Annotated in this window: 21 protein-coding genes; 7 read left to right on the plus strand and 14 right to left on the minus strand. The window is 43.2% G+C overall.

Translation table 11 applies throughout. The features are described 5' to 3' along the window. The first annotated feature begins 6 nt into the window (after window positions 1-6). Both J3L18_RS29170 and J3L18_RS29175 read left to right on the plus strand, forming a co-directional pair. Complete coding sequence (locus tag J3L18_RS29170; protein WP_129568147.1) at window positions 7-1656, plus strand: NAD+ synthase; 1650 nt, start codon at window positions 7-9, stop codon at window positions 1654-1656. Between the two features lie 110 nt (window positions 1657-1766). Beyond that, window positions 1767-5507, plus strand: coding sequence for a S8 family serine peptidase (locus tag J3L18_RS29175; protein ID WP_129568148.1), 3741 nt, complete (start codon window positions 1767-1769; stop codon window positions 5505-5507). 27 nt (window positions 5508-5534) lie between these two features. On the opposite strand, the gene J3L18_RS29180 is transcribed toward J3L18_RS29175, so the two are convergent. Next, window positions 5535-6029, minus strand: coding sequence for a hypothetical protein (locus J3L18_RS29180; protein WP_129568149.1), 495 nt, complete (start codon window positions 6027-6029; stop codon window positions 5535-5537). 243 nt (window positions 6030-6272) lie between these two features. On the opposite strand from J3L18_RS29180, the gene ggt reads away from it, so the two are divergent. The 4 genes from ggt to J3L18_RS29200 all read left to right on the plus strand — a co-directional run bounded on the left by ggt (window position 6273) and on the right by J3L18_RS29200 (window position 10540). Then, window positions 6273-7994 (plus strand): gamma-glutamyltransferase, encoded by a 1722-nt coding sequence (ggt, locus tag J3L18_RS29185; RefSeq protein ID WP_129568150.1) that lies wholly within the window; start codon window positions 6273-6275, stop codon window positions 7992-7994. 195 nt (window positions 7995-8189) lie between these two features. After that, window positions 8190-8633, plus strand: a complete 444-nt coding sequence (locus tag J3L18_RS29190) for a MarR family winged helix-turn-helix transcriptional regulator (RefSeq protein WP_129568151.1) — start codon at window positions 8190-8192, stop codon at window positions 8631-8633. Window positions 8634-9034: 401 nt separating this feature from the next. Continuing rightward, on the plus strand, window positions 9035-9541 hold the full coding sequence (locus J3L18_RS29195) for an FKBP-type peptidyl-prolyl cis-trans isomerase (RefSeq protein WP_091172003.1): 507 nt from the start codon (window positions 9035-9037) through the stop codon (window positions 9539-9541). 72 nt (window positions 9542-9613) lie between these two features. Continuing rightward, window positions 9614-10540: an FKBP-type peptidyl-prolyl cis-trans isomerase gene (locus J3L18_RS29200; protein WP_091171905.1), complete on the plus strand. Its 927-nt coding sequence runs from the start codon at window positions 9614-9616 to the stop codon at window positions 10538-10540. A 5-nt stretch (window positions 10541-10545) separates the two neighbouring features. Here the strand turns inward: J3L18_RS29200 and J3L18_RS29205 are convergent, their stop codons facing one another. The 9 genes from J3L18_RS29205 to trxA form a co-directional block, all read right to left on the minus strand. Continuing rightward, entirely contained in the window at window positions 10546-11859 is a 1314-nt protein-coding gene (locus J3L18_RS29205; RefSeq protein ID WP_129568152.1) for a cryptochrome/photolyase family protein, read from the minus strand. Then, window positions 11849-12757 carry a TIGR01777 family oxidoreductase gene (locus tag J3L18_RS29210; protein WP_129568173.1) on the minus strand — a complete coding sequence of 303 codons (909 nt, stop codon included), beginning with the start codon at window positions 12755-12757 and terminating at the stop codon, window positions 11849-11851. Before J3L18_RS29210 ends, J3L18_RS29205 begins: the two co-directional genes overlap by 11 nt. 44 nt (window positions 12758-12801) lie before the next feature. Further along, the gene (locus tag J3L18_RS29215) at window positions 12802-14268 is read right to left on the minus strand and encodes an SDR family oxidoreductase (protein WP_129568153.1); all 1467 of its coding nucleotides are present in this window, start codon (window positions 14266-14268) and stop codon (window positions 12802-12804) included. A gap of 79 nt (window positions 14269-14347) precedes the next feature. Further along, window positions 14348-14662 (minus strand): Dabb family protein, encoded by a 315-nt coding sequence (locus J3L18_RS29220; protein WP_091171910.1) that lies wholly within the window; start codon window positions 14660-14662, stop codon window positions 14348-14350. Between the two features lie 42 nt (window positions 14663-14704). Next, a complete protein-coding gene (locus J3L18_RS29225) occupies window positions 14705-15097 on the minus strand; it encodes a hypothetical protein (protein ID WP_129568154.1) in 393 nt (130 codons plus the stop codon). An 11-nt stretch (window positions 15098-15108) separates the two neighbouring features. Next, window positions 15109-15678, minus strand: a complete 570-nt coding sequence (locus J3L18_RS29230; RefSeq protein ID WP_129568155.1) for a hypothetical protein — start codon at window positions 15676-15678, stop codon at window positions 15109-15111. Between the two features lie 88 nt (window positions 15679-15766). Continuing rightward, window positions 15767-17101: an ABC1 kinase family protein gene (locus J3L18_RS29235; protein ID WP_129568156.1), complete on the minus strand. Its 1335-nt coding sequence runs from the start codon at window positions 17099-17101 to the stop codon at window positions 15767-15769. A gap of 4 nt (window positions 17102-17105) precedes the next feature. Continuing rightward, entirely contained in the window at window positions 17106-17759 is a 654-nt protein-coding gene (locus tag J3L18_RS29240; protein ID WP_129568157.1) for a TetR family transcriptional regulator C-terminal domain-containing protein, read from the minus strand. A 104-nt stretch (window positions 17760-17863) separates the two neighbouring features. Beyond that, window positions 17864-18160 (minus strand): thioredoxin, encoded by a 297-nt coding sequence (gene trxA, locus J3L18_RS29245; protein WP_090530271.1) that lies wholly within the window; start codon window positions 18158-18160, stop codon window positions 17864-17866. A 198-nt stretch (window positions 18161-18358) separates the two neighbouring features. On the opposite strand from trxA, the gene J3L18_RS29250 reads away from it, so the two are divergent. Next, entirely contained in the window at window positions 18359-19240 is an 882-nt protein-coding gene (locus tag J3L18_RS29250; protein ID WP_129568174.1) for an alpha/beta hydrolase, read from the plus strand. Between the two features lie 167 nt (window positions 19241-19407). Here the strand turns inward: J3L18_RS29250 and J3L18_RS29255 are convergent, their stop codons facing one another. The 4 genes from J3L18_RS29255 to J3L18_RS29270 form a co-directional block, all read right to left on the minus strand. Continuing rightward, complete coding sequence (locus J3L18_RS29255) at window positions 19408-20238, minus strand: DUF6263 family protein (protein ID WP_129568158.1); 831 nt, start codon at window positions 20236-20238, stop codon at window positions 19408-19410. A 62-nt stretch (window positions 20239-20300) separates the two neighbouring features. Then, window positions 20301-20687, minus strand: coding sequence for a hypothetical protein (locus tag J3L18_RS29260; RefSeq protein ID WP_129568159.1), 387 nt, complete (start codon window positions 20685-20687; stop codon window positions 20301-20303). 48 nt (window positions 20688-20735) lie between these two features. Next, window positions 20736-21605 carry a hypothetical protein gene (locus J3L18_RS29265; protein ID WP_129568160.1) on the minus strand — a complete coding sequence of 290 codons (870 nt, stop codon included), beginning with the start codon at window positions 21603-21605 and terminating at the stop codon, window positions 20736-20738. A gap of 422 nt (window positions 21606-22027) precedes the next feature. After that, window positions 22028-23272 carry an alkaline phosphatase family protein gene (locus tag J3L18_RS29270; RefSeq protein WP_129568161.1) on the minus strand — a complete coding sequence of 415 codons (1245 nt, stop codon included), beginning with the start codon at window positions 23270-23272 and terminating at the stop codon, window positions 22028-22030. Window positions 23273-23301 lie beyond the last annotated feature (29 nt).

Genomic DNA, 23301 nt, shown 5'->3' on the forward strand with positions numbered 1-23301 from the left:
TATACTATGAAAATCGCGTTAGCCCAGCTCAACTATCACGTAGGTAATTTTGAATCGAACACCAATAAAATCATTGATCATATTATCAAGGCGAAAAATAACGGGGCTGACCTGGTTGTATTTGCCGAGCTATGTGTTTGCGGTTATCCTTCGCGCGATTTTTTAGAGTTTGATGAATTTATAGGCTTGTGCGATGAAGCTGCTAAAAAGATAGCTGAAGTATGCGTTGATATAGCCTGCATCATAGGCTTGCCAACACCCAACCATAAAACAGAGGGTAAAGATCTGAGCAATTCTGCTTATTTTATTGAGAATGGCGAGGTGAAAGCAGTGGTAAACAAAGCCTTGCTGCCTAATTACGATGTATTTGATGAATACCGTTACTTTGAGCCTTCAACCGAGTTTAATTGTATTGAGTTTAAAGGCAAGCGAATAGCGCTTACTATTTGCGAGGATCTGTGGAATACCATCGAAAACCCGCTGTATGTTACCCGACCGATGGATACCCTCATACACCAGACTCCGCATGTAATGATTAACATTGCGGCATCACCTTTTGCCTATAATCACGATGAAGAGCGCATTGAGATACTGAGTGATAACGCCAGCCGTTATAAGTTGCCTCTGTTATATGTTAACCATGTGGGAGCGCAAACGGAACTAATATTTGACGGTGGTTCATTGGTGTTTGATAATACAGGTAAGCTAATTGATGAGATGCCTTATTTTGATGAAAGCATGGCTTACTATACATTGAATGAGGATAACACGTTGAGCTTTGATCATCCAACAACGATAAAAACCGAACGTCCGGGAGACATTGAGCAAATTTACCAGGCAGTAATCCTTGGCATCCGCGATTATTTTTATAAATCGGGCTTTAAGCAGGCAATTTTAGGCTTATCAGGCGGGATAGATTCGGCTGTGGTATGTGCTTTGGCTGCAGAGGCACTTGGGCCTCAAAACGTGATGGCTGTATTGCTGCCTTCACGCTTTTCAACAGATCATTCATTAAAAGATGCTCAGGATTTGGTTGATAACCTTGGTTGCAAGCACGAAATAGTGCCCATTAAAAGCATTACAGAGGCCTTTGAAACAGCATTAAATCCGCAGTTTGACGGTTTGCCTTTTAATATCGCAGAGGAAAATATCCAATCGCGCAGCAGGGCTGTTTTATTAATGGCGATGTGCAATAAGTTTGGCTATATTTTGCTGAACACCAGTAACAAGAGCGAGGCTGCTGTAGGTTATGGTACTTTATATGGAGATATGTGCGGTGGTATTTCGGTTATTGGCGACGTTTACAAAACCCAGGTTTTTGAGCTTGCGCGATACATTAATCGCGATAAGGAGATCATACCTATTAATTCCATCGTTAAACCGCCATCGGCCGAACTAAGGCCCGATCAAAAAGATACCGATTCACTGCCCGAATACGACGTGCTTGACAAGATCCTGGCCGAGTATATCGAAAATCGCTGCTCATCGGCTGAGATTATCAGGATGGGGTATGATGAGGCGACTGTTCGTCGGGTGATTAAGCTTACCAATTCGGCCGAGCATAAGCGTTACCAAACTCCGCCTATTTTAAGGGTATCGCCAAAAGCATTTGGCATGGGGCGCAGAATGCCAATTGTGGGCAAATACCTGTCGTAACGGCTAATTTTTTCACTCTTTAATTGTCAAGTTTACGAATATTGTAAAGCGTTGGTTGTTTTGTTTTAGTTGAGGTTGATTTTTCTTAAAATTGCCTATCTTTCAAACCAATGATCAAACTTTACACAATTGTTTCCTTTTGCTTTTTGCTCTTGTTTGCAGTAAGCGACGCTATGGCCCAACAGTCATTGATCAGCGAAAAGAACAGGCTTCAGCTTAACGATATTTCACAGCAATCGCTCACAAACTATAAAGCATCTCACGACAAGGCAGTGTCATTAGCGGCCACGCATGGATGGACATTATCCCGCCGTACAAAAAACGGTAACCTGGTTACCTTACAGGGAGTTAATAAATTAGGGTTCCCTATATATCTTATTACGCATAACAATACCACCGCGGCAGCCACCACAGGTACTAATACTTTGCAGCCCGGAGGGTCATTAGGTTTGAACTTGTCAGGATCGTCAGATTTTTTGACCAACAAGCTGGCCATATGGGATGGCGGCGCGGTTTACAAAGCGCACCAGGAATTTGCAGGTAAAACCATCACACTAAAAACAACCGAACCGGTAAATGACCATTCATCACACGTGGCAGGTACCATGATTGCCAAAGGCATTTATGCACCTGCTAAAGGCATGTCGTTTGGGGCAACAACGCTTCAGTCGTATGATTTTAATAATGATGAAACCACCATGAGTGCCGCTGCTGCCAATCTTCTACTTTCCAATCACTCATACGGGGTAGTAACGGGTTGGGATTATAATGATTCGGCCGGACGCTGGGAATGGAATGGTTTACCAGGCGACACGGTAGATTATAACTTTGGTTTCTATGACTCAAAAACAGCCAACTGGGATAAGATAGCTTATAATGCCCCATATTACCTCATTGTTGAATCGGCGGGTAATGAGCGTTCAAGTAATGGCCCTGCGGTAGGAGAAACCTACTATGGTTACAAAAGTAAAACTGATCAAACTTTTGTGAACAAAGGCGCCCGCCCTGCCGGGATCAGCAATAATGATAGTTATGATATTATAAGCACCAGCGGTAATGCCAAAAACATACTTACTGTAGGTGCAGTTTACCCGCTATTGTATGGGCCAAAAAACCGGAGTGATGTAGCCATAGCGCCTTTCAGTAGCTGGGGCCCAACGGACGATGGCCGTATCAAACCCGATATTGTGGGCGATGGTGTTAACGTACTTTCGGTAGGGGTTGATAACACTACCTCCTACGCTACTTTATCAGGCACCTCAATGGCTGCCCCTAATGTTACGGGCTCGCTTTATTTGCTGCAGGAATACTATGCTAAACAAAATGGAGGAACATTTATGCGGTCGGCCACATTGAAAGGGTTGGTTTGCCATACTGCCTTTGATGCCGGTAATGTGGGGCCTGATTATATTTATGGCTGGGGATTGCTTAACATGACCGAGGCTGCACAAGCCATAACCAATAATGGTGGTAAAAGCATAGTAAGCGAAAAAACGCTTACACAGGGACAAACACAAACCTATAACGTAATAGCATCCGGTAACCGCTTACTGGCCGCAACCATATCATGGACCGATCTGCAAGGTACGCCAACTACCGAGGGGGTGATCAACAGCCGAACTCCTAAATTGGTGAATGACCTCGATATCAGGGTAAGTGACGGCACAACAACTTTTACTCCCTGGGTGCTTGACCCTGACAAGCCCGGATTTGCTGCAACTAAAGGCGACAATATTAGGGATAATATTGAACAGGTATATGTCCCTAATTCGGTTCCCGGCAGGGCTTATACTATTACGGTATCACATAAAGGAAGCTTATCATCCGGGTCGCAGGCATACTCGCTTATCGTTACCGGGGTTGGGGGAACTGCTTACTGTGCTTCGGCTCCGCTTTCAAATGCCGACTCAAAAGTTGATAATTTAAAACTCGCTAATATTGATAATACCGAGACTGCAGGTTGCACAGGCTACTCGGACTATACCAACCTTACCGTACAGCTTGAGCAGGCTAAAACGTACCCCTTGAGCATCACCCTTGGCACTTGCGGCAACAATTTTAATAAAGCTGCAAAAGTGTTTATAGACTGGAATGCTAACGGTGTGTTTGAAGATAATGAACTGGCAGCAACAACCGGGATCATTAATGGCACCGGTACTTATAATACCAACATTACCGTGCCGGGAACAGTAACTGCCGGGGCTTATAGCCTGATGCGGGTTGTGCTTACAGAAACCGGCGATGCATCAACCATTAAAGCATGTGGCAGCTATGCCAAAGGCGAAACCCAGGACTACCGGGTGCAATTTCTGCAAACCAGTATTGATGCAGGCGTTATTTCCATTGTTAGCCCGGGCAGCAGTGGTTCGTGCTCGGCGAGTACACCGGTTACGGTGAGGCTTAAAAATTTTGGCAACGCGGCTATAAACAATATCCCGATAACAGTTACCATTACCAATGCCAATAATGTTACAACTACTTACAACGAGATCTATAAGGCATCATTGCCAGCATTGGCCGAGGATAACTTTACCTTTAGCCAGGAGTTTAATGCGGTTGCAGGGGCATCCTATACTATTACCGCTACCAGTAAACTTACCGGCGATCCGGTTAGTAGCAATAATTCGGTTACAGCCAATATCACCATTAATTCGCCGGCAACTATTGGCGATCTGAGTGCTTATTATTGTACCACTACCAATCAATACGAGTTATTTGGCACTGGTGACGGTACTGTACTATGGTATCAGAATGCAACTGATGAATTGCCCATAGCCGCCGGAAGCGAAGCGTTAACAACTCAGGCGCCGGTTAATAATACTTACTATGCAGGCGTTAATGATTTTAGCGGAACAATTGGTCCTGCTACTAAAAGTGTATTTACGGCTGGGGGGTATAACCAGTTTACCCCTTATGTAACTGTAAGCACTAAGGTGCCGGTATTAATTAAAAGCGCGCGTCTTTACATTGGCAATTCGGGGAAAATAACATTTAATGTATCCAATGCTAACGGGCAAATTGTATCGTCGGTTACTATAAATGCTGTTGCAACCCGTACCACCCCTCTGGCAGGCGCACAGCCCGATGATCCTAACGATCAGGGACAGGTGTATGATTTAAACCTGTCGTTACCAGGTGCCGGCAACTACCAGATATCGGTTGATTTTGCTGACCAGGCTACAATATATCGTAACAACGGAGGGGTAACAGGTTATCCGTTTAAGATCGGTAATATATTTAGCATTACCGGTAACAGCGCCACTGCAACCAATGGCGATACTACCGCCTACAAAGGGTACTACTATTATTTTTACGATATGAAGGTGCAAAGCCTGGGCTGTGCATCGGCCACGCGTAAAGCGGTAACGTTGAGTAGGCCGCTTATTACCCAAACCAATAACACCCTTAACTCAAACTTTACCGATGGTAACCAGTGGCTGTTAAATGGCAATGTAATAAGCGGGGCCACCGCTGCAACTTACAACCCTGTACAAAGTGGAAAATACCAGGTGCAGGTTACACTGGCCAATGGCTGCCTGGCGCAATCAGATAATTATGTTTACGCACGCGAAGGCAGGGCCGGAAATAAAAATGAAATTGGGTTGAGCGTGTTCCCGGTACCGGTAAGCACTGATTTAAACGTGGTATTTGCGGCCAAAGAAGCCACCACCATGAAATTATCCCTCATTAATGCTTTAGGTGAAGCGGTTTACCAGGGTGGGCAGCAAAATATTGATCAGGGTAATTACAGCACTATTTTGAATGTGAGCAGGCAAACGCCTGGGGTATATGTGCTTAGGGTATTGCTTGGACAGAAGGTCTATTCGCAAAAAGTTATCATCACCCGTTAGGCAGGTGATGATAATCTCTTTTATTTTTTAGAAGGTATACTTTAATCCCAGTCCGGGTGCAATATCGAAAAATGGCCCTCTTGCCAGTTCAAGTCGTGGATTAAGGTCAAGGCTGATTGCAATTGGCGCCGAAGGGATAACATATTCCAAACCGATAACAGCATCGGCACCTATCAGGATGTGTTTGCCGTTGTAGTATTCGTCGTCGCCGCCAAAACGTTTGTAGTAGCCATTGCCTACCGAACCAAGGTGGCCGCCAAAGCCATAATAAAAGCTCAGTTTATCAACATTAAAAGCTTGCTGGTTTAATTCATACAAGCCGGTTAATACCGCACCGTGATCGCGGATACCCAGGATGCCTTCAAGCGCGGTGCCTTTATCCATAAAATATTTAACAGAGGGGCCAACCTCGTATGCGCCAAATTTTAAACCTACTGCTGTTTTATAGTCTTGGGCCTGTGAGTTTTTGCTGATCAATAAAAAGAATACGGAAAATAATAAAAGGTACGTTAGTTTTTTCATGCAGATGAATTTAATGATTGACAATAATGTAGCTGTAACAAAAAAGTGACCAGCTTGTTTAGCTTAATTTTGAGCTTTTTATTTCATGCAAATAAACGCCAGAATTGCTTTTTTATGCTATATGTGTTTAAAAAACATTGTGCTTTGATTGGTATTGGATTGGTTTTCAATAGAAAAGAATGGTTTCGGATTGTTAAATAAAGCACCCAAATAAGTTATTTTAGTGAAGATTAAATTGCTGTAATGACTATAAAACGCCTTGAAATAAATAATCCGAAATTCCAGATCCTGTTTTTATCCGTAATATTTTTTGTTTTGTCGGGATGTGCACCGGGGCAGCTCGGGCTCAATAACAGCGGTCAGTACCGTAACGGAATGGTAGTTTGCGCATATCCCGATGCCGCACAGGTGGGGCTTGATATATTGAAGAAAGGAGGTAATGCAGTTGATGCCGCCGTAGCGGTGCAATTTGCTTTGGCAGTCACTTTGCCCGAAGCCGGCAACATAGGTGGCGGCGGTTTCATGGTTTACCGTGCCGGTAACGGTAAAACAAGCACACTTGATTTTAGGGAAAAAGGCCCGGGTGCAGCTAATGTTAATATGTATCTTGATTCGGCCGGTAATGTAATCCCCAATATGAGTTTGTATACCCACAAAGCATCGGGCGTGCCAGGATCAGTTGATGGAATGATTGAGGCTCATCGTAAGTACGGCAAACTGAAATGGGCCGATTTGATTGAACCTGCCATTAAACTTGCCCGCAACGGTTTTAAAATAACCAAACATTTGGCCAGCGATCTTAACCATACCGCCGGACAATTTAGAAAATTAAACCCGGGTAAAAATTATTTGGTAAAAGAAGGGGAATGGAAGGAAGGCGATTTGTTGATACAGGAAGATCTTGCCAAAACATTTGAACAGATCCGGGATAAAGGCCGTGACGGTTTTTATGACGGGCCTGTTGCGGATTTGATTGTTGATGAAATGAAACTTGGTAATGGCCTTATCACGAAAGCTGATCTCAAAAACTATCATGCTGTTTGGCGTGATGCACTTGTTGGTAAATACAAGGATTACAAGATTATTACCATGCCGCCGCCTTCAAGTGGGGGGATTGCTTTATTGCAATTGCTGAAGTCGGTTGAGCCTTATCCGCTGAAAAGATGGGGCTACAATCAGGATTCTACCATGAGGCTTATCGTGGAGGCCGAGCGCCGGGTATACGCAGACCGTTCCAAATATCTTGGCGATCCGGACTTTTATAAAGTGCCGGTTGATAGCCTGCTCCAGCCGGCTTATATTACATCGCGCATGAAAAGCTTTAACTGGGACGCCGCTACGCCAAGTGCCAGTGTCCAGCCAGGCTCATTTGTTGGTTATGAAAGCGACCAGACCACGCATTATTCCATTGTGGACAGAGAGGGCAACGCGGTATCTGTTACCACCACGTTGAATGATAGCTTTGGCTCAAAGATATTTGTAGGCGGGGCGGGCTTTTTGCTGAATAATGAAATGGATGATTTTAGCTCCAAGCCCGGTGTGCCAAACATGTACGGGTTGGTTGGTGGCAAGGCTAACAGCATCCAGCCCGGGAAGCGGATGTTATCATCCATGACACCCACTATTGTTGAAAAGGACGGCAGACTGTTTATGGTGGTAGGAACTCCCGGCGGTTCAACTATTATTACCTCTGTTTTCCAAACCATACTTAATGTAATTGAATTTAATCAGAACATGCAGCAGGCTGTTGCATCAAAACGTTTCCACAGCCAGTGGCTGCCCGACGAAGTAACTATTGAGAAGGACGGTGTTGACAGTACTACAGTTGGCAAGCTACAAAGCAAAGGATATAAGATTGTAACCACCAAATCCATTGGCCGTGTTGACGCTATCCTCAAAACTAAATGGGGCTATTACGAAGGCGGGGCCGACCCGAGAGGGGATGATACTAAGATGGGTTTTTAGTAGCAATAGCATTTTTTAGTGGCAGTTATAATAGGCAGCAGCAGCAGCAATTTTTAGTTGAAGGATAAATATCCAAAAGCATAATCGAAGCCTATAGTAAGAAGTCTCAATTATTACTGTCACTACAACCGCTACTATTAGTGCTGCTGCAACTAAATTTGCGTAATCAATAAGCATTTCTTACGTTTGGTATGCATGCATAATAATGTAAAACACCAGGAAACTATCGACTATTTTATAAAGATAGTGTGGCAAACCATGGCTAACCGTTACAACCAGTTGGTGACGGAGTTTGGCTTTACACAATCAATAGGTTACCTGCTCATTAATATCGACGAAAAGGAAGGTACTACCGTATCGCAGGCTGCTGCCTTGCTGGGGCTTAAATCAACCAGTCTGTCGCGCATGCTTAGTCAGCTGGAAACTACCGGGCTGATATATCGCGAAAGCAATGAGGGCGATAAGCGTTCGGTTAAAATTTACCTTACCGCATTAGGTAAAGAAAAACGACATCAGGCCCGTGTAATAGTACGCCAGTTCAATAATTACCTTGATGCTAACATCAGCGAAGCCGATAAACAACACCTCATCGAAATGCTTAAAAAGCTGAACAAGCTTACCGTTAACTATAAACCCTGATTGCTCATTATGCTTCGCGTCATTGCGCTGCGCTGTCATTATGCTGCGCAGTCATTGGTCATTATGCTTCGCGTCATTGCGCTGCGCTGTCATTGGGTCATTATGTTGCGCGTTATTATGCTACGCTGTCATTTTGCTTTGCAGTCATCGAGGCATTTACTTCGTGTCATTAGTCATTATGCTTGGAGCCGTTGAGTTATCGACAGTATGCCAGGCAATGACTTAATGACCAAATGATAAAATGACCGCGCAGCGCCCACACTTTTACTTAAAATCGAGCGTTTTACCTTCGAAATATCCCTTATCGGGTGTTTTAAACGGTGCCTGCTTTTTATTAATTGTTAAAAAGTGTTAAGCTGCCGTTTTTCTATTTTAAAAGAATAAATTTGCCTTTTGAATTGATGAACAGGATACTGATAGTTTTATTGCTTTTAGGCGTTATTGCAGGTGGTTGCGTAAAATCATCCGTCAGCCCCTTAGTTCAATACAACAAGCAAAAGGAAATTGACGACAAGATCATAAGCGATTATGTGGCTGCCAACGGCTTAGTAGATAAGGCTAAAAAGGTGTATGATACAACAGGTGTTTATTACATAGTAAACGATGGAGAAGGGGGAACAGGTAATGTGCTTTACACCAGTTCGACACAGGTTACAGTTGGTTATACCGGTAAAATACTAACATCGGGCGTTGTATTTGCCCAAACGGATCAGTTTCATCCTACCTATATATTGGGGGGGGTAATTAAAGGCTGGCAGTTAGGTATCCCGCAGATCAAACCGGGAGGTAAGGTTCGGTTGCTGATTCCATCGCGTTATGCCTATGGGCCATATGCGCAGGATTCGATACATTTGCCGGCAAACTCGGTACTTGATTTTCAAATTCAGCTGTATAACGTAACCAATTGATAAAGCCAGATAAAAGGGACATATAGCCAGCGAGCAAAAGCTTTAGGCGGTTAAAAAGACAAATTATAATAAATGAAACAAACTATTTTTACGCTCTTAGTACTTATCTCTATAGGCCTTATATCATGCCGGAAAGACAGGAACGATCCGGACATTAAGCAATATGACGACACCCAGATCAAGAATTATATAGCGGCAAACAGCATCACAGGCATGTTACGTGATACCACCGACGGTGATACCACCGGTATTTACTACAAGATCCTTTCACAAGGCCGCGGCACACCGATGGATTATTCAGATCAGATCTCATTTGTATTCACCGTTCGCACGCTCGATGGTAAGTTTGTATCTGTTGACTCGCTTAACGCGAACCATTTTTACGGTTATTTGGGACATGTTAGCAACTCACTGCCCAAAGGTTTACAGACAGCTATCCACAACCTCATAAAATATAAAGGTACGGCGGCAAGGGTGATCATCCCATCACATTTGGCTTATGGCGTTAACGGTTACGGATCGGGTAGCTCAAGTAATGCAAATACTCATATCGGCGGTAACCAAAGTTTGGATTATTATATTAATGTGGTTTCAAACCAGGAGCTGTATGATGACGCTGTAATTAAAAATTATATCAAAACTAAGGGGCTTACCGGATTTACCAAAACGGCTGACGGAGTATATATAAAAGTAGCTACACCTGGTACCGGTTCTGATTTAATAGGCCTCGATTCATATATAACATGTACCTATTCGGGCAAATATTTAAATGATACAGTGTTTGACAGTACCTCTCTGCAAGGGACAACCTCTTCATCTTTTACAGTTAGCGGTTTGGTTAAAGGTGCCCAGGAGGGTTTAACCGGGCAAACAGCCGGGTCTGCAGTATCTATCATAATACCTTCGAGATTTGGTTATGGCAACACTGGCAGTGGTTCATCAATAGCTGCAAATGTGGTGTTGTATTTTGACTTTACAGTAGCTACGGTTACTAATTGATGTAATTATTTAGCCAACGCCTTTTTAAACGCTGCTAAACAACGGTCGCGGGCTTTGCTGTGATCAACAATGGGTTTTGGATATTTGCTGAAGTCGGCATATTCCGGAACCCATTTTTTTATGTATTTAAGTTCGGGGTCAAACTTTTTGGTTTGGGCATCGGGGTTAAAAATCCTGAAGTACGGCGCCGCATCGGTACCTGAACCTGCAGCCCATTGCCAGCCACCTACATTGCTGGCCATTTCATAATCCAACAGTTTACGGGCAAAATAGCGTTCTCCCCAGCGCCAGTCAATCAGCAGGTCTTTGCTTAAAAAGCTGGCCACTATCATACGCACGCGATTGTGCATAAAGCCGGTTGTATTCAGTTCGCGCATCCCTGCATCAATGATTGGGAAACCGGTTTCGCCTTTGCACCAGGCATCAAACTGTTTTTCATCGTTTATCCATTGGATGCGGTCATATTCCGGCCTGAAAGCATGGTCCATCGTATGAGGGAAATGATGTAATATCATCATATAAAATTCGCGCCAGATGAGCTCATTAAGCCAGGTTTTATCATCATGACTGTAGGCCGTACCTGCCAGTTCACGGATGCTTACGGTACCAAAGCGTAAATGCATGCCAATATGTGAGGTGCCTTTAATAGCCGGAAAATCGCGCTGCTCTTTATAATCTTTAATTACACCTTCATAACTTTTGTCGGGCAGGGGCATATTGCTTTTTTCAAAGCCCATTTCTTTTAACGATGGGATAGGAAATGCTTCGGTTTTATAAAGATTTTTAAGATATTTTTTTGTTGGATAGGCCTTTAAATAAAATGGTTTTAGAGTACTGTACCATTTACGCTGGTATGGAGTGTAAACGGTGTAAGGCTTGCCATCGTCTTTTATAACTTCATCCTTTTCAAAAATTACCTGGTCTTTATAGGTTTTAAAGGGGATGCCATGCTCTTCAAGTTTTGCGCGTACCCTATCATCGCGTTTAGTGGCGTAGGGTTCATAGTCGTGATTGGTGTAAACCGCGGCAATGTTATGGTCTTTGATGAGCTTATCCCAGGCGTGTATTGCTTTATCATAAAGTATCAACATAGTGCTGCCATGCTTATGCAATGCTGTACTTAAGCTTTCAATAGTTTGATAGATGAACGTAACGCGGGCATCGTCCTTATCTTCAAGCTTGTCAAGAATTTCTCTATCAAAAATGAATACGGGCAAAACAGGATTGCCGCTTTTAAGAGCATAATAAAGGCCTGCATTATCATCAAGCCGTAAATCGCGGCGGAACCAGAATATGCTAACCGGTGTTTTATGATCCATAAATTTCACTTAATGCTGTATCTATATCAGCAAATTTAAATTTGAAACCGGCGTCTTCAATTTTTTGTGCCGATACTTTGGTACTGCCCAGTACTATACTGCTCATCTCGCCCAACAAAAGTTTGAGCACAAAGCCCGGCACATTTGGCGCCCACAATGGTTTATGTAATTGTTTGGCAACGGCCTGGGTTAATTGCTTATTGGTGACAGGATTTGGTGCAACCATATTGTAAACGCCGCTAAGGTTCTTATTTTCGATCCCTAAAAGGTACATATCCACAACATCCTGCCAATGGATCCAGGGCACCCATTGTTTACCGCTGCCAATGGGCGAGCCAACATATAGTTTTATAGGTTTTGCAAGGGTTGGTAATGCACCGCCATCTTTATCCAGTACTACACCGGTACGGAATTTCAAAATTCGAATCCCAAACTTTTGGCCCTCATCAACGGCAGCTTCCCACAGTACACAGCATTGGGATATAAAATCCCTGGCCGGAGCGCTTGTTTCATACATCAGTTCATCCCCACGGTCGCTGTAATAACCAATGCCTGATGCGGAGATAACTGAAGTAACCTGATGCTGTTTGCGTTTCAGCAAATCATACACCAGCTCAATTGATTTTACGCGACTATCGATCAGGTCTTTTTTACGGGCATCGGTCCAGTGCTTTTCAGCAATGCCCGAGCCGGCCAGATGCACGATGGTATCAATCCCGTCGATACAATGCTCATCAATGATGCCTTTGTTGATATCCCATACAAATGTCTTTACCTGCGGATTGTTACCGGCTTTTCTGCTTAAATGACTTACGGTATAACCCTTAGCCAATAATGCTTTAGTGAGAAGTGTTCCCAGTAATCCTGATCCGCCGGTTAGTAGTATACTTTTGTCCATAATTTTGTCCATAGTGTTTTTACCTGATACGCTATTGCTATGGACTATGGTCTATCGACTATTGTCCCGGCTTTTTCTTTATAATTAACAATCTCCCTTGCCATACCGTTAAATATAAACAGGTGAAAAGGCCACATGGCATACCAGTACAAGCGGCCCCACAGACCATTGGGCCTAAAGGTAGCTACCTGACTTAAACTTTGCTTACCATGGCGTTCAATTATTTTAAATTCAAGCCATGCTTCGCCCGGTAATTTCATTTCAGCGTACAGGAGCAGGCGTTTGTTTTCGCGGTCGGCCAGCAAAACCCGCCAAAAATCAATTACATCACCCGGACTTATATTGATATTGCTTGTGCGCCCCCGGCGCGAGCCAACACCACCAAAGATCTTATCCAGGAAACCGCGGATGTTCCAAATCCAGTCCCAATAATACCAGCCCCGGTTGCCGCCTATAGAAAGCACGTTGGTAAACACTTCGTTGGCCGGGCGTTCAAAAGGCATTTTTACTTTGTATTCCTGCGTGCCGTTTTGAGGTACCTTGATCTGGTCCATAAAACCGGGATTAAGGTAACCCTGGTTAAAAGCATCTTTCCAGCTGGAAACGATGGAGTTTTGCTCAATTTTAACAAAGGCAAGCTCAAGGCATTCTTTATAAGTAAGGCATTTACGTGGCACAACCTCATCAATGCCATGATCATGCATAATGGTTTCGTTCTTCATGCTGTTTACAAGGCTTTGAGCAAGTGTAAAGCTTGTAGAAGTAACAAAATACAGCCAATACGATGATATTTTAGGAGATAGGAAGGGTATGGTTATAATATACCTTTTCAGCTTACGTACCTCAGCATAAGTAAGCATCATCTGCCTGAAAGAAAGGATATCCGGCCCGCCTATATCAAAGGCCCGGTTGTAAGATTTTTCATTTAGCATTACACCTTCCAGATAACCAAGTACATCACGGATGCCGATGGGTTGGGATTTTGTATTGACCCAACGAGGAACGGTCATCACAGGAAGCTTTTCGGTAAGGTCACGAATGATCTCGAACGAGGCACTACCCGAACCGATGATAATAGCCGCCCGCAAAACGGTTAAGGCTGCTTTGCCTTCTTTCAGTACATCTTCCACATGCCGTCGTGATTCCAGGTGACGCGAAAGATGTTGATCGTTGGTTATCCCGCTTAAAAATATGGTTTGTTTGCACCTGGTTTTATCGAGTGCCTTTACAAAGTTATGGGCCGAAAGAGCCTCGAGTGCGGCAAAATCATGAGTTTGCGCCATGGAGTGCACCAGGTAATAAGCTGCATCGAGATCTTCAGGAAATGCTTCGATATTTGACTCTTTAAGCAGATCGCCGGTAATGAGGGTGACTTTACCGCTAAAATCGCTATGCTCGTGAAAACGACGTTTATCACGTACCAGGCAAACTACATCATGGCCTTTCTCCAGTAAAACCGGGATAAGCCGTGTACCTATATAGCCGTTAGCGCCAGCAAGCAAAACCTTCATGCATAATGAAACAACAAAAAAGGCAGGCTGTTTTAAGCTAAACGCCTGCCTTCATAATAAATTAATAAATAGTTATATCCTATATGTTTACACTATCTGTCACCACTACTTTGCTGCACAGTGGCTTAGCATATTCTTCGGCAAATATCACATGGGTAGGGTCAACCTGGTAAGCTTCCTGCGCTTCGGCGGTATCAAATAAAATCAACAGTGATACATCATAAGAGCGGTCAATTACATCGCGATTGGTATCGGCCGGCACGCCGATATGTATATCGCGGATATGTGGAATAGGCAGAAGGATATTAAGCCCTTCAATCAGTTTATCTTTATCGGCTTTGTTTTTTAACCAGAAGTGTACGTGGTGTACAAAAGTGTTTTGGAGTAGAGGCATAAGGATATGTTGTTAGTTTTTTCTTTTGAAAAGTTTTGTGACCTAATTTGAATTAAAAGGTTTATTTAAAACGATGTTTAAATACGCCTGAAAATTCTGATAGCCGTTTTTTGATGAATTTCCAAGGTCGATCATATCGCCAATCCCTGTATCAAATATTTGCCAGTTATTTTTTATGGCGAGATCTATCAGTGGATAAATAGCAGATTCACCATATAAATTGAGCATTAAAGTACTTGAAGGCTCACCATCATCAAAATAATCTATCGTAAAATCATCTTCTTTTATTTCGTGGTGGTCACCATCTGTAATTATATTTTTGAAATACTTTTTAAAAGCCCTGGAAAATGAGACAGGTAGTAATTGTTTTTCATCCACATCTGCCAGGTCAGTAATTTTTTGCCTCGAACTAAATAGTACTACATCCCAACTCATATTACATGAAATTAATGCATACAGCCTACATAAACTCTTCCCTTAAAAACAAAGGCCGTTTTAACCTTATCAATAACTTGTAAGGCGCTATCTGCACTGTTTTTGTTTTCATAAATTCCGGCTACTAAAGCAATCGTTTTTGGGCTTGTATCAAATTGGTAGTTCTCAAGATATTCAAGGCTTAACGTTTTGGATGGAAATCTCCGTGGATAATATTCGCCCGCATAAATCTCATCTTTATCCTTATCGGATAATGCAATGAGGTCTTTAGCTTTATTATATCCCCGTTCCATCGTATCAATAGGGATACCGGATAATTTATTCAAGTCAAACATTCTATTCCTGAGCGTATAATAATTGATACCTGTATCGGCAATTAAAATATAGTAATTTGCATAAGCAGGTTCACTATCCGTATTAGATGTATCAATACCTGCTGCCTTAATCTTGATTGTGTTTTTATAGGATGCAGCCAAAACCTTAACATGTTTTACTTTAAGAGAATGGGTATCTTTATCAGAAGGTTTCGATTTGCAGGCAGCAAATAAGCATACTATTATAAGCAGAAAATGAACTTTCATATGAGGGTATAGGTTATCCAAATATAATTGAATTCAATTTGAAAGGCAAATGCGTGCTGTTCATTGTAAACTCAAAACTGCCAAGTGCTTAATATTCCAATACCACATGCGGTTTAAAAGTATCCGTTTTTACTTTAGCTTTCAGCTCATGCAAAATATTATATAACCCAAAATTGGTGCGGTTTACATAGATAAAATGTTTAACGCCCCGGGCTTGTTTAAATTCCGGCATTTTTGATATGCGCTCGCCAAAACCGTATAACTGATCAAAAAATTCGGTCTGGCCAAAATCAAATGTATCGGTAATATATGGTTGGGCAAACAGGCTTATCATTTCCTTATACTGGGTATAATAAAACTCGATCTGCGCCGGGGTATCTCCTTTATGGATCATATCCAGCTGGCGGAATGCCTTGATTGTTTCTTCCTTGTTATCCAGTAAATTGGTTGATGTAAGCGAAAAGAACGGATAATAAAAGTCCTCCGGCATTTCCTTAATGCAGCCAAAGTCAATAACCCCAAGTTTGCCTTCTGGCGTGATCATAAAATTACCGGGATGCGGGTCGGCATGTACGGCGCGGAGCTCATGTTGTTGAAAGTTGTAAAAATCCCACAAAGCCTGACCTATCTGGTTGCGAAGATCCTGCGATGGATTGGTGGCCAAAAACTCTTTCAGGTGTTTGCCTTCCAGCCAGTCCATGGTGATAATTCGCTTACTGCTTAGTTCGGGGTAATAATTAGGGAATACCACATTTTCAAGATTGGCACAGGCTTTAGAAAACTCAACAGAACGGCGTACTTCAAGCTCGTAATCGGTTTCCTCGAGCAGGCGTTCTTCAACCTCTTTCATGTAAACATCCAGTTCCTTCTCGCTCATGCCCAGCATCCTGAAGGCAAAAGGCTTAACAAGTTTCAGGTCAGACGAGATAGAATCGCCTACACCAGGGTACTGGATCTTAACTGCAAGCTTTTTGCCATTTAGCTCGGCCTGGTGAACCTGGCCTATCGAAGCTGCATTGGTCGATCGGATATTGAACTTATCAAAAATCTGATCGGGGTTTTTGCCAAAATACTTCCTGAATGTTTGCACAATAAGAGGCCCGGAAAGCGGCGGAGCATTATATTGCGATTGGGTAAACTTATCAACATAAGCTTGCGGCAGCAGGTTTTTATCCATGCTGAGCATTTGCGCTACCTTGAGCGCGCTACCTTTAAGCTCACTTAATGATTGATAGATATCAGCGGCATTATCCTCGTTCAACTCCGATTTATCCAGATCAGGGTTGAATAGCTTTTTGGAGTAATGCTTAATATAGTTGCCGCCAATTTTAATACCTGTTTTTACAAATTTGGCCGACCGCTGTACTTTGGTAGTAGGTATGCTATTTTGTTCGGGAGTGGCTCCCGGAGTTTCATCTGCCATAGTTTTAAAATCCCATCTTATCCTTTATCCCGCCATTTTGCACCAAAAACTTACCGTATTCAAAAAGGTTGTCGATAGGTGAGCGTTGAAAAAGATCAAAAGTTACATTAATGCCTTTTTCGATGGCCTCATCGGTTTTCTCAAAGCCGGCCGAGTTATCGTTGATCCAGAAGTTAAGTACGAAGACAAACTGGATCCATAAGGCGTCTTTATACTTTTTTGAGAAGTATTTACGATCGCTTAGTTCGGTGCTTTCAATTCCTTCCTTCAAAATCTCATCTGCAAAACCCTCAAAAAGGTCTTTCAGCGGACTGAATACCCTGGGCGTAGTAAAACCCTTAGGCTGCTTTTTAATGCTGTAAACCGCGAAGCTGCGGCTGCTTTTCAACAACTCAAAAAAACCGTAAAAAAATGATAAAGCTTTTTCACGTGCCGTATAGCCTTCCCAAACTTCCTGGGCACGGATCTCGGCCAGTGTTTTGGTGGCAAAACCAGCCCAAATGCCCTGTTCAACCGCTTCAAATGAGCCATAGAACTGGTAAAATTCGGCTTCGCTCATTTCATTTTGCTTTGCGAAGATATAAACCGATTTAGGCTGTTCGCCTTCGGTTAACACATAATCGATATAGGCGTTCTGGATGTTTTCGATAGTTGCCATGTTAAACCTTTCCTCAATCCTCTCCAAAGGAGAGCACTTTTTAAGTTGTTATATTTAAATCAAACTCTATAACTTCCTCTCCTTTGGAGAGGGTTGGGGCGAGGTTACAAAAACTGCTCAACCACCTGTTGCAGCTGCCTGGCCTGCACCACGCCGCTTTGGCGCCATTTGCTTTGCCCTTTTTGAAAAATCATGAGGGTTGGTACGCTTTGTATGCGGTAAGCACTGGCTGCAGCAGGATTTTTGTCAATATCTATTTTGATGATCTTTACCTTATCACCTAACGCTGTTTTAACATCGTGCAGTATAGGCGGCATCATTTTACAAGGCCCGCACCATTCGGCCGAAAAATCGACCAGCACCGGTGTTTCTGATGCTATTATTTCCTGGAAATTTGCCATAAGTATTTTATTAGTTCATGGGTCATGGTTCATAGATCATAGAACGAATCGCTTTATAGATGACAGGATATCAAATTATTACCTGTCAATCCATGAACTATCATCTATGAACCATGAACTACTCAAATTTAACCATTAACTCGTGTAAAAGTTTAGGATATTAACTATGAACCCTCATCTATGAGTTATATTTACTTTATGCAAACAAAACTAAGCACTTACCTATTCCTGGCGGTCCTTGTATTGCCTTTTTCGGGTGTGGCCCAGGGCACTGTTATACCGCTTTGGCCAAACGGAGCGCCGGGATTTGAAAACCGTCGCAATGAGCCCGAACAGGCTAAAGACTATTGGGTTAAAAATATTCACAATCCATCACTTACTGTTTTTGCGCCGCCGAAGGATAAAGCCAATGGTGCCGCGGTGGTGATATGCCCCGGCGGCGGGCATCGCTTGCTGGTGTATACTGCCGAGGGTGTTGACCCTGCAAAATATCTTAATACGTTGGGTGTTACGGTTTTTGTGCTGAAATATCGTTTAGGCAGAGATACACTATCGCCATACAAAATTGATGTACACGCCAAACAGGATGGCTATAGGGCCATGCGGCTGGTACGCAGCATAGCAACTCAATACGGCTTGGATACAAACCGTATTGGGATGATGGGTTTTTCGGCAGGCGGCGAGGTGGTTGATATGGTTGCTTATGGCGAAGATAAAGGTGACCCCGGAGCTCCTGATCCTGTCGACAGGTTAAATGCCCGTCCCTCGTTTTTGATCCAGATCTATCCGGGACCCCTTTATATTCCCGATAAACTACCTTATGACGCTCCGCCGGCGTTTTTGTTAGCCGCCAATGATGATGTTTGCTGCTCTCCATCGGTAGTAAAATTACTGCAGCGTTACCGGGAAGCGAAAATACCGGTTGAAGTACATATTTATACCCAGGGCGATCATGGCTTTAATATGGGTTACCGGTCAAAGCTGCAAAGCATCAGCACGTGGCCCCAACGCATGGCCGACTGGCTGAGTGATAATAATTACCTGCACCCGGCAACAGCCAAAAGGATGAAACTTCATTAAGTACGGTAAAAAAATAGGATTATAAAAGAGAGGCATATGCATGACTGAACAGCATAGCCTCTTCTTTTAACAATAGCCCTATTGTACCCCTACGTTCGGGACTAATGTATCTTGTAACAGCTTTGGGTAAAAGCTGTGCGTTTTGTAATGAATCTCCCCGGTTCGTATTAATTCATTTTTATACAATTTTCCACTACTTCGGTACGCCGGCCAAATGAATAAGTGGTGTCATTAACAAATTTGTAACTCAGCGTAGCTGTTTTTACTGTTGAAACCAATATCACGTCTGAAGCATTATCAACCACAAGTACACCATTCGTATTACTGTTTTGTTCAGGTGCTGCTGATGTACTGGTAAGCATCAGGTTAGTATACTTGTCAGGCTGTGTTGATTGGCTTACTGTATAAGTAGTGTTTATCTTCTCATTGCCCGAAGATATATTGCTCACCCAGCTTGCACCCGTTTTTAATGCTTCCGAGTTATCTGCAACCAGGTTTAAGCGTGTGCCGGTTATAAACTGATCCTGTTTAAAACCTGCGAATAATAACAGCGTATCGGTAGCGTATCGCTCATCCGGATCATTTACATCGGTTATGATCCCATTTTTATCAATGCTGAGCGTTACCGATTTGCCTATAAGACTTTGCAATGCCATCTGGATATATGAGCTGGTATCGGCAGGCCTGTCTGAGCTGTATTCCATTTTTTTACCAAAGGCATCCATTGTATCGTTGATGTGACTTGTGGTAACAGTTAAAACAAACCCGCTACGAGTAATACCTGTAACCTTATAGGTTTTTGATATTGATGATGTTGTATTGACATGGAATGTTTGCTTCCCCCGCTGCAATATACTTGCCGCACTTATATAGGTTGTTTTATTGTACTCATCGCCCTGCTTAAACGTAAGTTCGCGGCGTTGGGCTTTGCTGAAGCAGGCTGTGAACAGCAATAAAGCCATTAATGCCGTTTTTATATTGAAGAGGTGTGTTTTCATTTTTTTAATCGATTTGTATTATCCTCCGTCGGATTGAAAAACTAAATCTAAATAACTGTTTACTAATGGCTTGGCATATGGGTCGGTGGCGGCATATGCGTAGGTGGTGGCATATGCGTTGGCGGTGGCATATGAGTAGGCGGCGGCATATGTGTAGGCGGCGGCATATGGGTTGGCGGTGGCATATGTGGCCCCGGTCCCGGTGGCGGCGGAGTGGGCGGAATGTTAGGTGGTTTAATCGGTGGCACTGGTATTACCGGTTTATACGGCGGTGGAGGTAGTGGCGGCACTGTGGGTGGCGGAATTACCGGTGGTGGTGGCGTATAAGGAGGTAGCGGTGGTGGTACATTCCAATCTGATTGATTGTTTCTGCTTTGGGCAGAAGTCTGCTTAATGCTTATAACTAAAGTTGCGGACACGACTAATGCTGCTATGATTATCTTTTTCATAGATCTTATATGTTTTAATGAAATAATTAATTTTTTGCTGAGAAAGAATTATCGTCGGTTTAGGGAGAGGGGGTAACCGATGGACAATACCATATTGGCTTTATTATTGGTATACCGGGTAAGGTTTGCAACCCCTACTGCTAAACTTAAAGGCACCGGGAGCGGTCGGATCCCCGCCGAGATACCGAGGTTCATGCCGGTCCATTCGGCATTTACGTTTACATGTTGTATAAGTTCGTAGGATACGCTGCCAAATACTGCCGTACCGTGTTTTCCTCTGCCGGCAGCAATATCTTTGGGGCTTTTTTCGTAAAACCGGCCACTGCCTATGCCTATTGTATAACTAAGCCTTGAGCAGCCCGGGGTTAATGATTTAATGGTTTGTATAGCATGGGTTACGGCAAGATAATAGGTTGAGCCGGAAGCGTCTGATTGCCTTGCATTGGCAAACATCTGCAATGCCCCGGCCGAGATACTTGTACCTGCAAATAGCTTACGGCTTATTATGAAGTTTCCTGAAAAATCCCTGAACCTGTGCACATCCGTCATGTTTAAACTGGCGGCAAAGTTTATTGCTTTTACAGGATTACCAACGCATGCCCCTGCAGAGGCGATCAGATCGGCTTTGTTGTCTCTGTACACTTCAGGGTAGGTAGCGCCAAGGCCTCCAAACAGATAGGTGCCGTATCCCCCAAAGCCCGATGGAATTAAGATGCCGCCGGGGGCATCGCTTGGGTAAAGCTCATTTTGTGCTGATATTGTTTGCTGGTTGGTTTGAGGAACAGGAGCCAGAAAGTTGTCTATCTTTTGCGTAAGTTCCTTTTCAAACTGGTTTTGGCTATAAACAGTTTGTGTACTCAAACAAAATGCGCCGGTAACACAGCAAATAATTGCCCATATTTTGGTTTTACAGATCATTTTAGTAAACGGATTAGGTGTGTTTTGATGATTGTGATGAACAGATCAACGCCAGCAAGCAATGATCTAATGTATGCAATTTACCTGCAAAAAAGCAACCGGTAATTTTTTGTTTTTGGGATAAAACGGCTGGTTTATTAACGGAGCTGCGGGGCTTGTCATAATAAAATTTAACGTGCTGCTGTTAGCAGGCGTTACACCAGGGGGACATGATTGTGGCTTTTTCATTGTGATTTGGATTGTTTTTATATCACAAGTTTACGGAGACCGGGGAGGGCACACAATACAAAGTAGTTTGTATTTTGAGTTGATTGGGTTGAGTAAGCTTAACCGGGATGTTTTTACAAGAGATACAAAGCAATAACGCCTCCTTACATTTAGTGCAGGGAGGCGTTATGAAAATTTCTAAATAATGAGCCAGGTTACTTCTTTTCATCAAGTACAACCCATCTGTTCGCTGTATTATTCAACCCTTCAATAACAACCTTATAAAATTTAGAGGGCATATTTTTAACATCAACCAGCACATGCTCATTAGTAACCGGTACAGTAGCTAACAGCTTATAATCATCGGCCTTACCTTCTTTAAAAGTATTATCGGCTGCTATCCATACCTTAACACTGCCTTTGGGGTCAAACGCTTTCCATGTGATATCCAATGAGCCCTGCACATAATTAGCGGCAGGCTCTGCCACTGATAGCGGACCGATAAGCGAAATCCCATCCATCTCACGTTGTTGTGCTTCGGGTACTTTTACATTTAAAAAACTATTGATAGAGGGCGTTATATCAACAATACCCGGGGTATAAAATTTAGCATAGCTATTAAGCGGGCGGTAGCTGGTAACCATCCAGGTTGAGCGCTGGCGGGTGCTTTGACCACCGTGATTTTTACCGGTTGCTTCGTCGCGGCCATGATCTGTTGTGATAAAAATCAGCCAGTCTTCTTTAAAATGTTGCTTCCGGTATTGTATTGCTGCCCAGATTTTGCCTACCTGGGCATCCATTTTTTCAATAGCATCATAATATTGCGGGCTATCGCCGTATTTATGCCCCATATCGTCGGTATATTCCAGGTATACCCATGAAAGGTCGGGAGCTTTATCTTTAACACAATCCGCTGCCGCTGCTGCTACCTGCTCATCTATCAGGTGCATATAGTTCCCGGCCTTGTCATGCGGAAATTTAACCGTATCCAGTTCATAACCATCATAAGCAAAATCAGGATGGATGTTACCTGCTGCGGATAACCGGTCCCCAATTAGCTTGGTGCGGTTATCTGTCCAACTGCTAAATACGGCTGTCTTTTTGTTGGGATAAGCATTTTTAAACATCCGGAATATATTCCAGTAATTATAGTTTGGAGCCTTGATGTCGTTGCCCCAAACGTTGTGTTTGTTAACCCAGGTAGCTGTAAGTAAGCTGTTGTAGCCATTGGCAGATATGGTTGGCGTTTGCGAATAACCACCTTTTTCGCCGCCAACATGCGCACGAAGGTAGGTACCCTGCTTAGCTATCAGTTTCAGGTTAGGGGTATTCAATTTTTCAATAACATCTGCTGGGATGCCATCAGCAATAATAAAGACTGCTTTGCGGGTTTGGGCGGTGGTATTTAGCCCGGCCGATATCAGGAGGAAAAGAGCTGCGGCTTTAAGTAGATTTTGCATCGATATAAGTAAATGTTTTAAAGGACTAA

This window comes from Mucilaginibacter gossypii, from assembly GCF_017569325.2.
GTDB lineage: Bacteria > Bacteroidota > Bacteroidia > Sphingobacteriales > Sphingobacteriaceae > Mucilaginibacter > Mucilaginibacter gossypii.

Excerpts from the sequence above, each read along its gene's own strand:
- J3L18_RS29170 (WP_129568147.1), top strand. The coding sequence starts at position 7 with ATGAAAATCGCGTTAGCCCAGCTCAACTATCACGTAGGTAATTTTGAA.
- J3L18_RS29175 (WP_129568148.1), top strand. The coding sequence starts at position 1,767 with ATGATCAAACTTTACACAATTGTTTCCTTTTGCTTTTTGCTCTTGTTT.
- J3L18_RS29180 (WP_129568149.1), bottom strand. The coding sequence starts at position 6,029 with ATGAAAAAACTAACGTACCTTTTATTATTTTCCGTATTCTTTTTATTG.
- ggt (WP_129568150.1), top strand. The coding sequence starts at position 6,273 with ATGACTATAAAACGCCTTGAAATAAATAATCCGAAATTCCAGATCCTG.
- J3L18_RS29190 (WP_129568151.1), top strand. The coding sequence starts at position 8,190 with ATGCATAATAATGTAAAACACCAGGAAACTATCGACTATTTTATAAAG.
- J3L18_RS29195 (WP_091172003.1), top strand. The coding sequence starts at position 9,035 with ATGAACAGGATACTGATAGTTTTATTGCTTTTAGGCGTTATTGCAGGT.
- J3L18_RS29200 (WP_091171905.1), top strand. The coding sequence starts at position 9,614 with ATGAAACAAACTATTTTTACGCTCTTAGTACTTATCTCTATAGGCCTT.
- J3L18_RS29205 (WP_129568152.1), bottom strand. The coding sequence starts at position 11,859 with ATGGATCATAAAACACCGGTTAGCATATTCTGGTTCCGCCGCGATTTA.
- J3L18_RS29210 (WP_129568173.1), bottom strand. The coding sequence starts at position 12,757 with ATGGACAAAAGTATACTACTAACCGGCGGATCAGGATTACTGGGAACA.
- J3L18_RS29215 (WP_129568153.1), bottom strand. The coding sequence starts at position 14,268 with ATGAAGGTTTTGCTTGCTGGCGCTAACGGCTATATAGGTACACGGCTT.
- J3L18_RS29220 (WP_091171910.1), bottom strand. The coding sequence starts at position 14,662 with ATGCCTCTACTCCAAAACACTTTTGTACACCACGTACACTTCTGGTTA.
- J3L18_RS29225 (WP_129568154.1), bottom strand. The coding sequence starts at position 15,097 with ATGAGTTGGGATGTAGTACTATTTAGTTCGAGGCAAAAAATTACTGAC.
- J3L18_RS29230 (WP_129568155.1), bottom strand. The coding sequence starts at position 15,678 with ATGAAAGTTCATTTTCTGCTTATAATAGTATGCTTATTTGCTGCCTGC.
- J3L18_RS29235 (WP_129568156.1), bottom strand. The coding sequence starts at position 17,101 with ATGGCAGATGAAACTCCGGGAGCCACTCCCGAACAAAATAGCATACCT.
- J3L18_RS29240 (WP_129568157.1), bottom strand. The coding sequence starts at position 17,759 with ATGGCAACTATCGAAAACATCCAGAACGCCTATATCGATTATGTGTTA.
- trxA (WP_090530271.1), bottom strand. The coding sequence starts at position 18,160 with ATGGCAAATTTCCAGGAAATAATAGCATCAGAAACACCGGTGCTGGTC.
- J3L18_RS29250 (WP_129568174.1), top strand. The coding sequence starts at position 18,359 with ATGCAAACAAAACTAAGCACTTACCTATTCCTGGCGGTCCTTGTATTG.
- J3L18_RS29255 (WP_129568158.1), bottom strand. The coding sequence starts at position 20,238 with ATGAAAACACACCTCTTCAATATAAAAACGGCATTAATGGCTTTATTG.
- J3L18_RS29260 (WP_129568159.1), bottom strand. The coding sequence starts at position 20,687 with ATGAAAAAGATAATCATAGCAGCATTAGTCGTGTCCGCAACTTTAGTT.
- J3L18_RS29265 (WP_129568160.1), bottom strand. The coding sequence starts at position 21,605 with ATGATCTGTAAAACCAAAATATGGGCAATTATTTGCTGTGTTACCGGC.
- J3L18_RS29270 (WP_129568161.1), bottom strand. The coding sequence starts at position 23,272 with ATGCAAAATCTACTTAAAGCCGCAGCTCTTTTCCTCCTGATATCGGCC.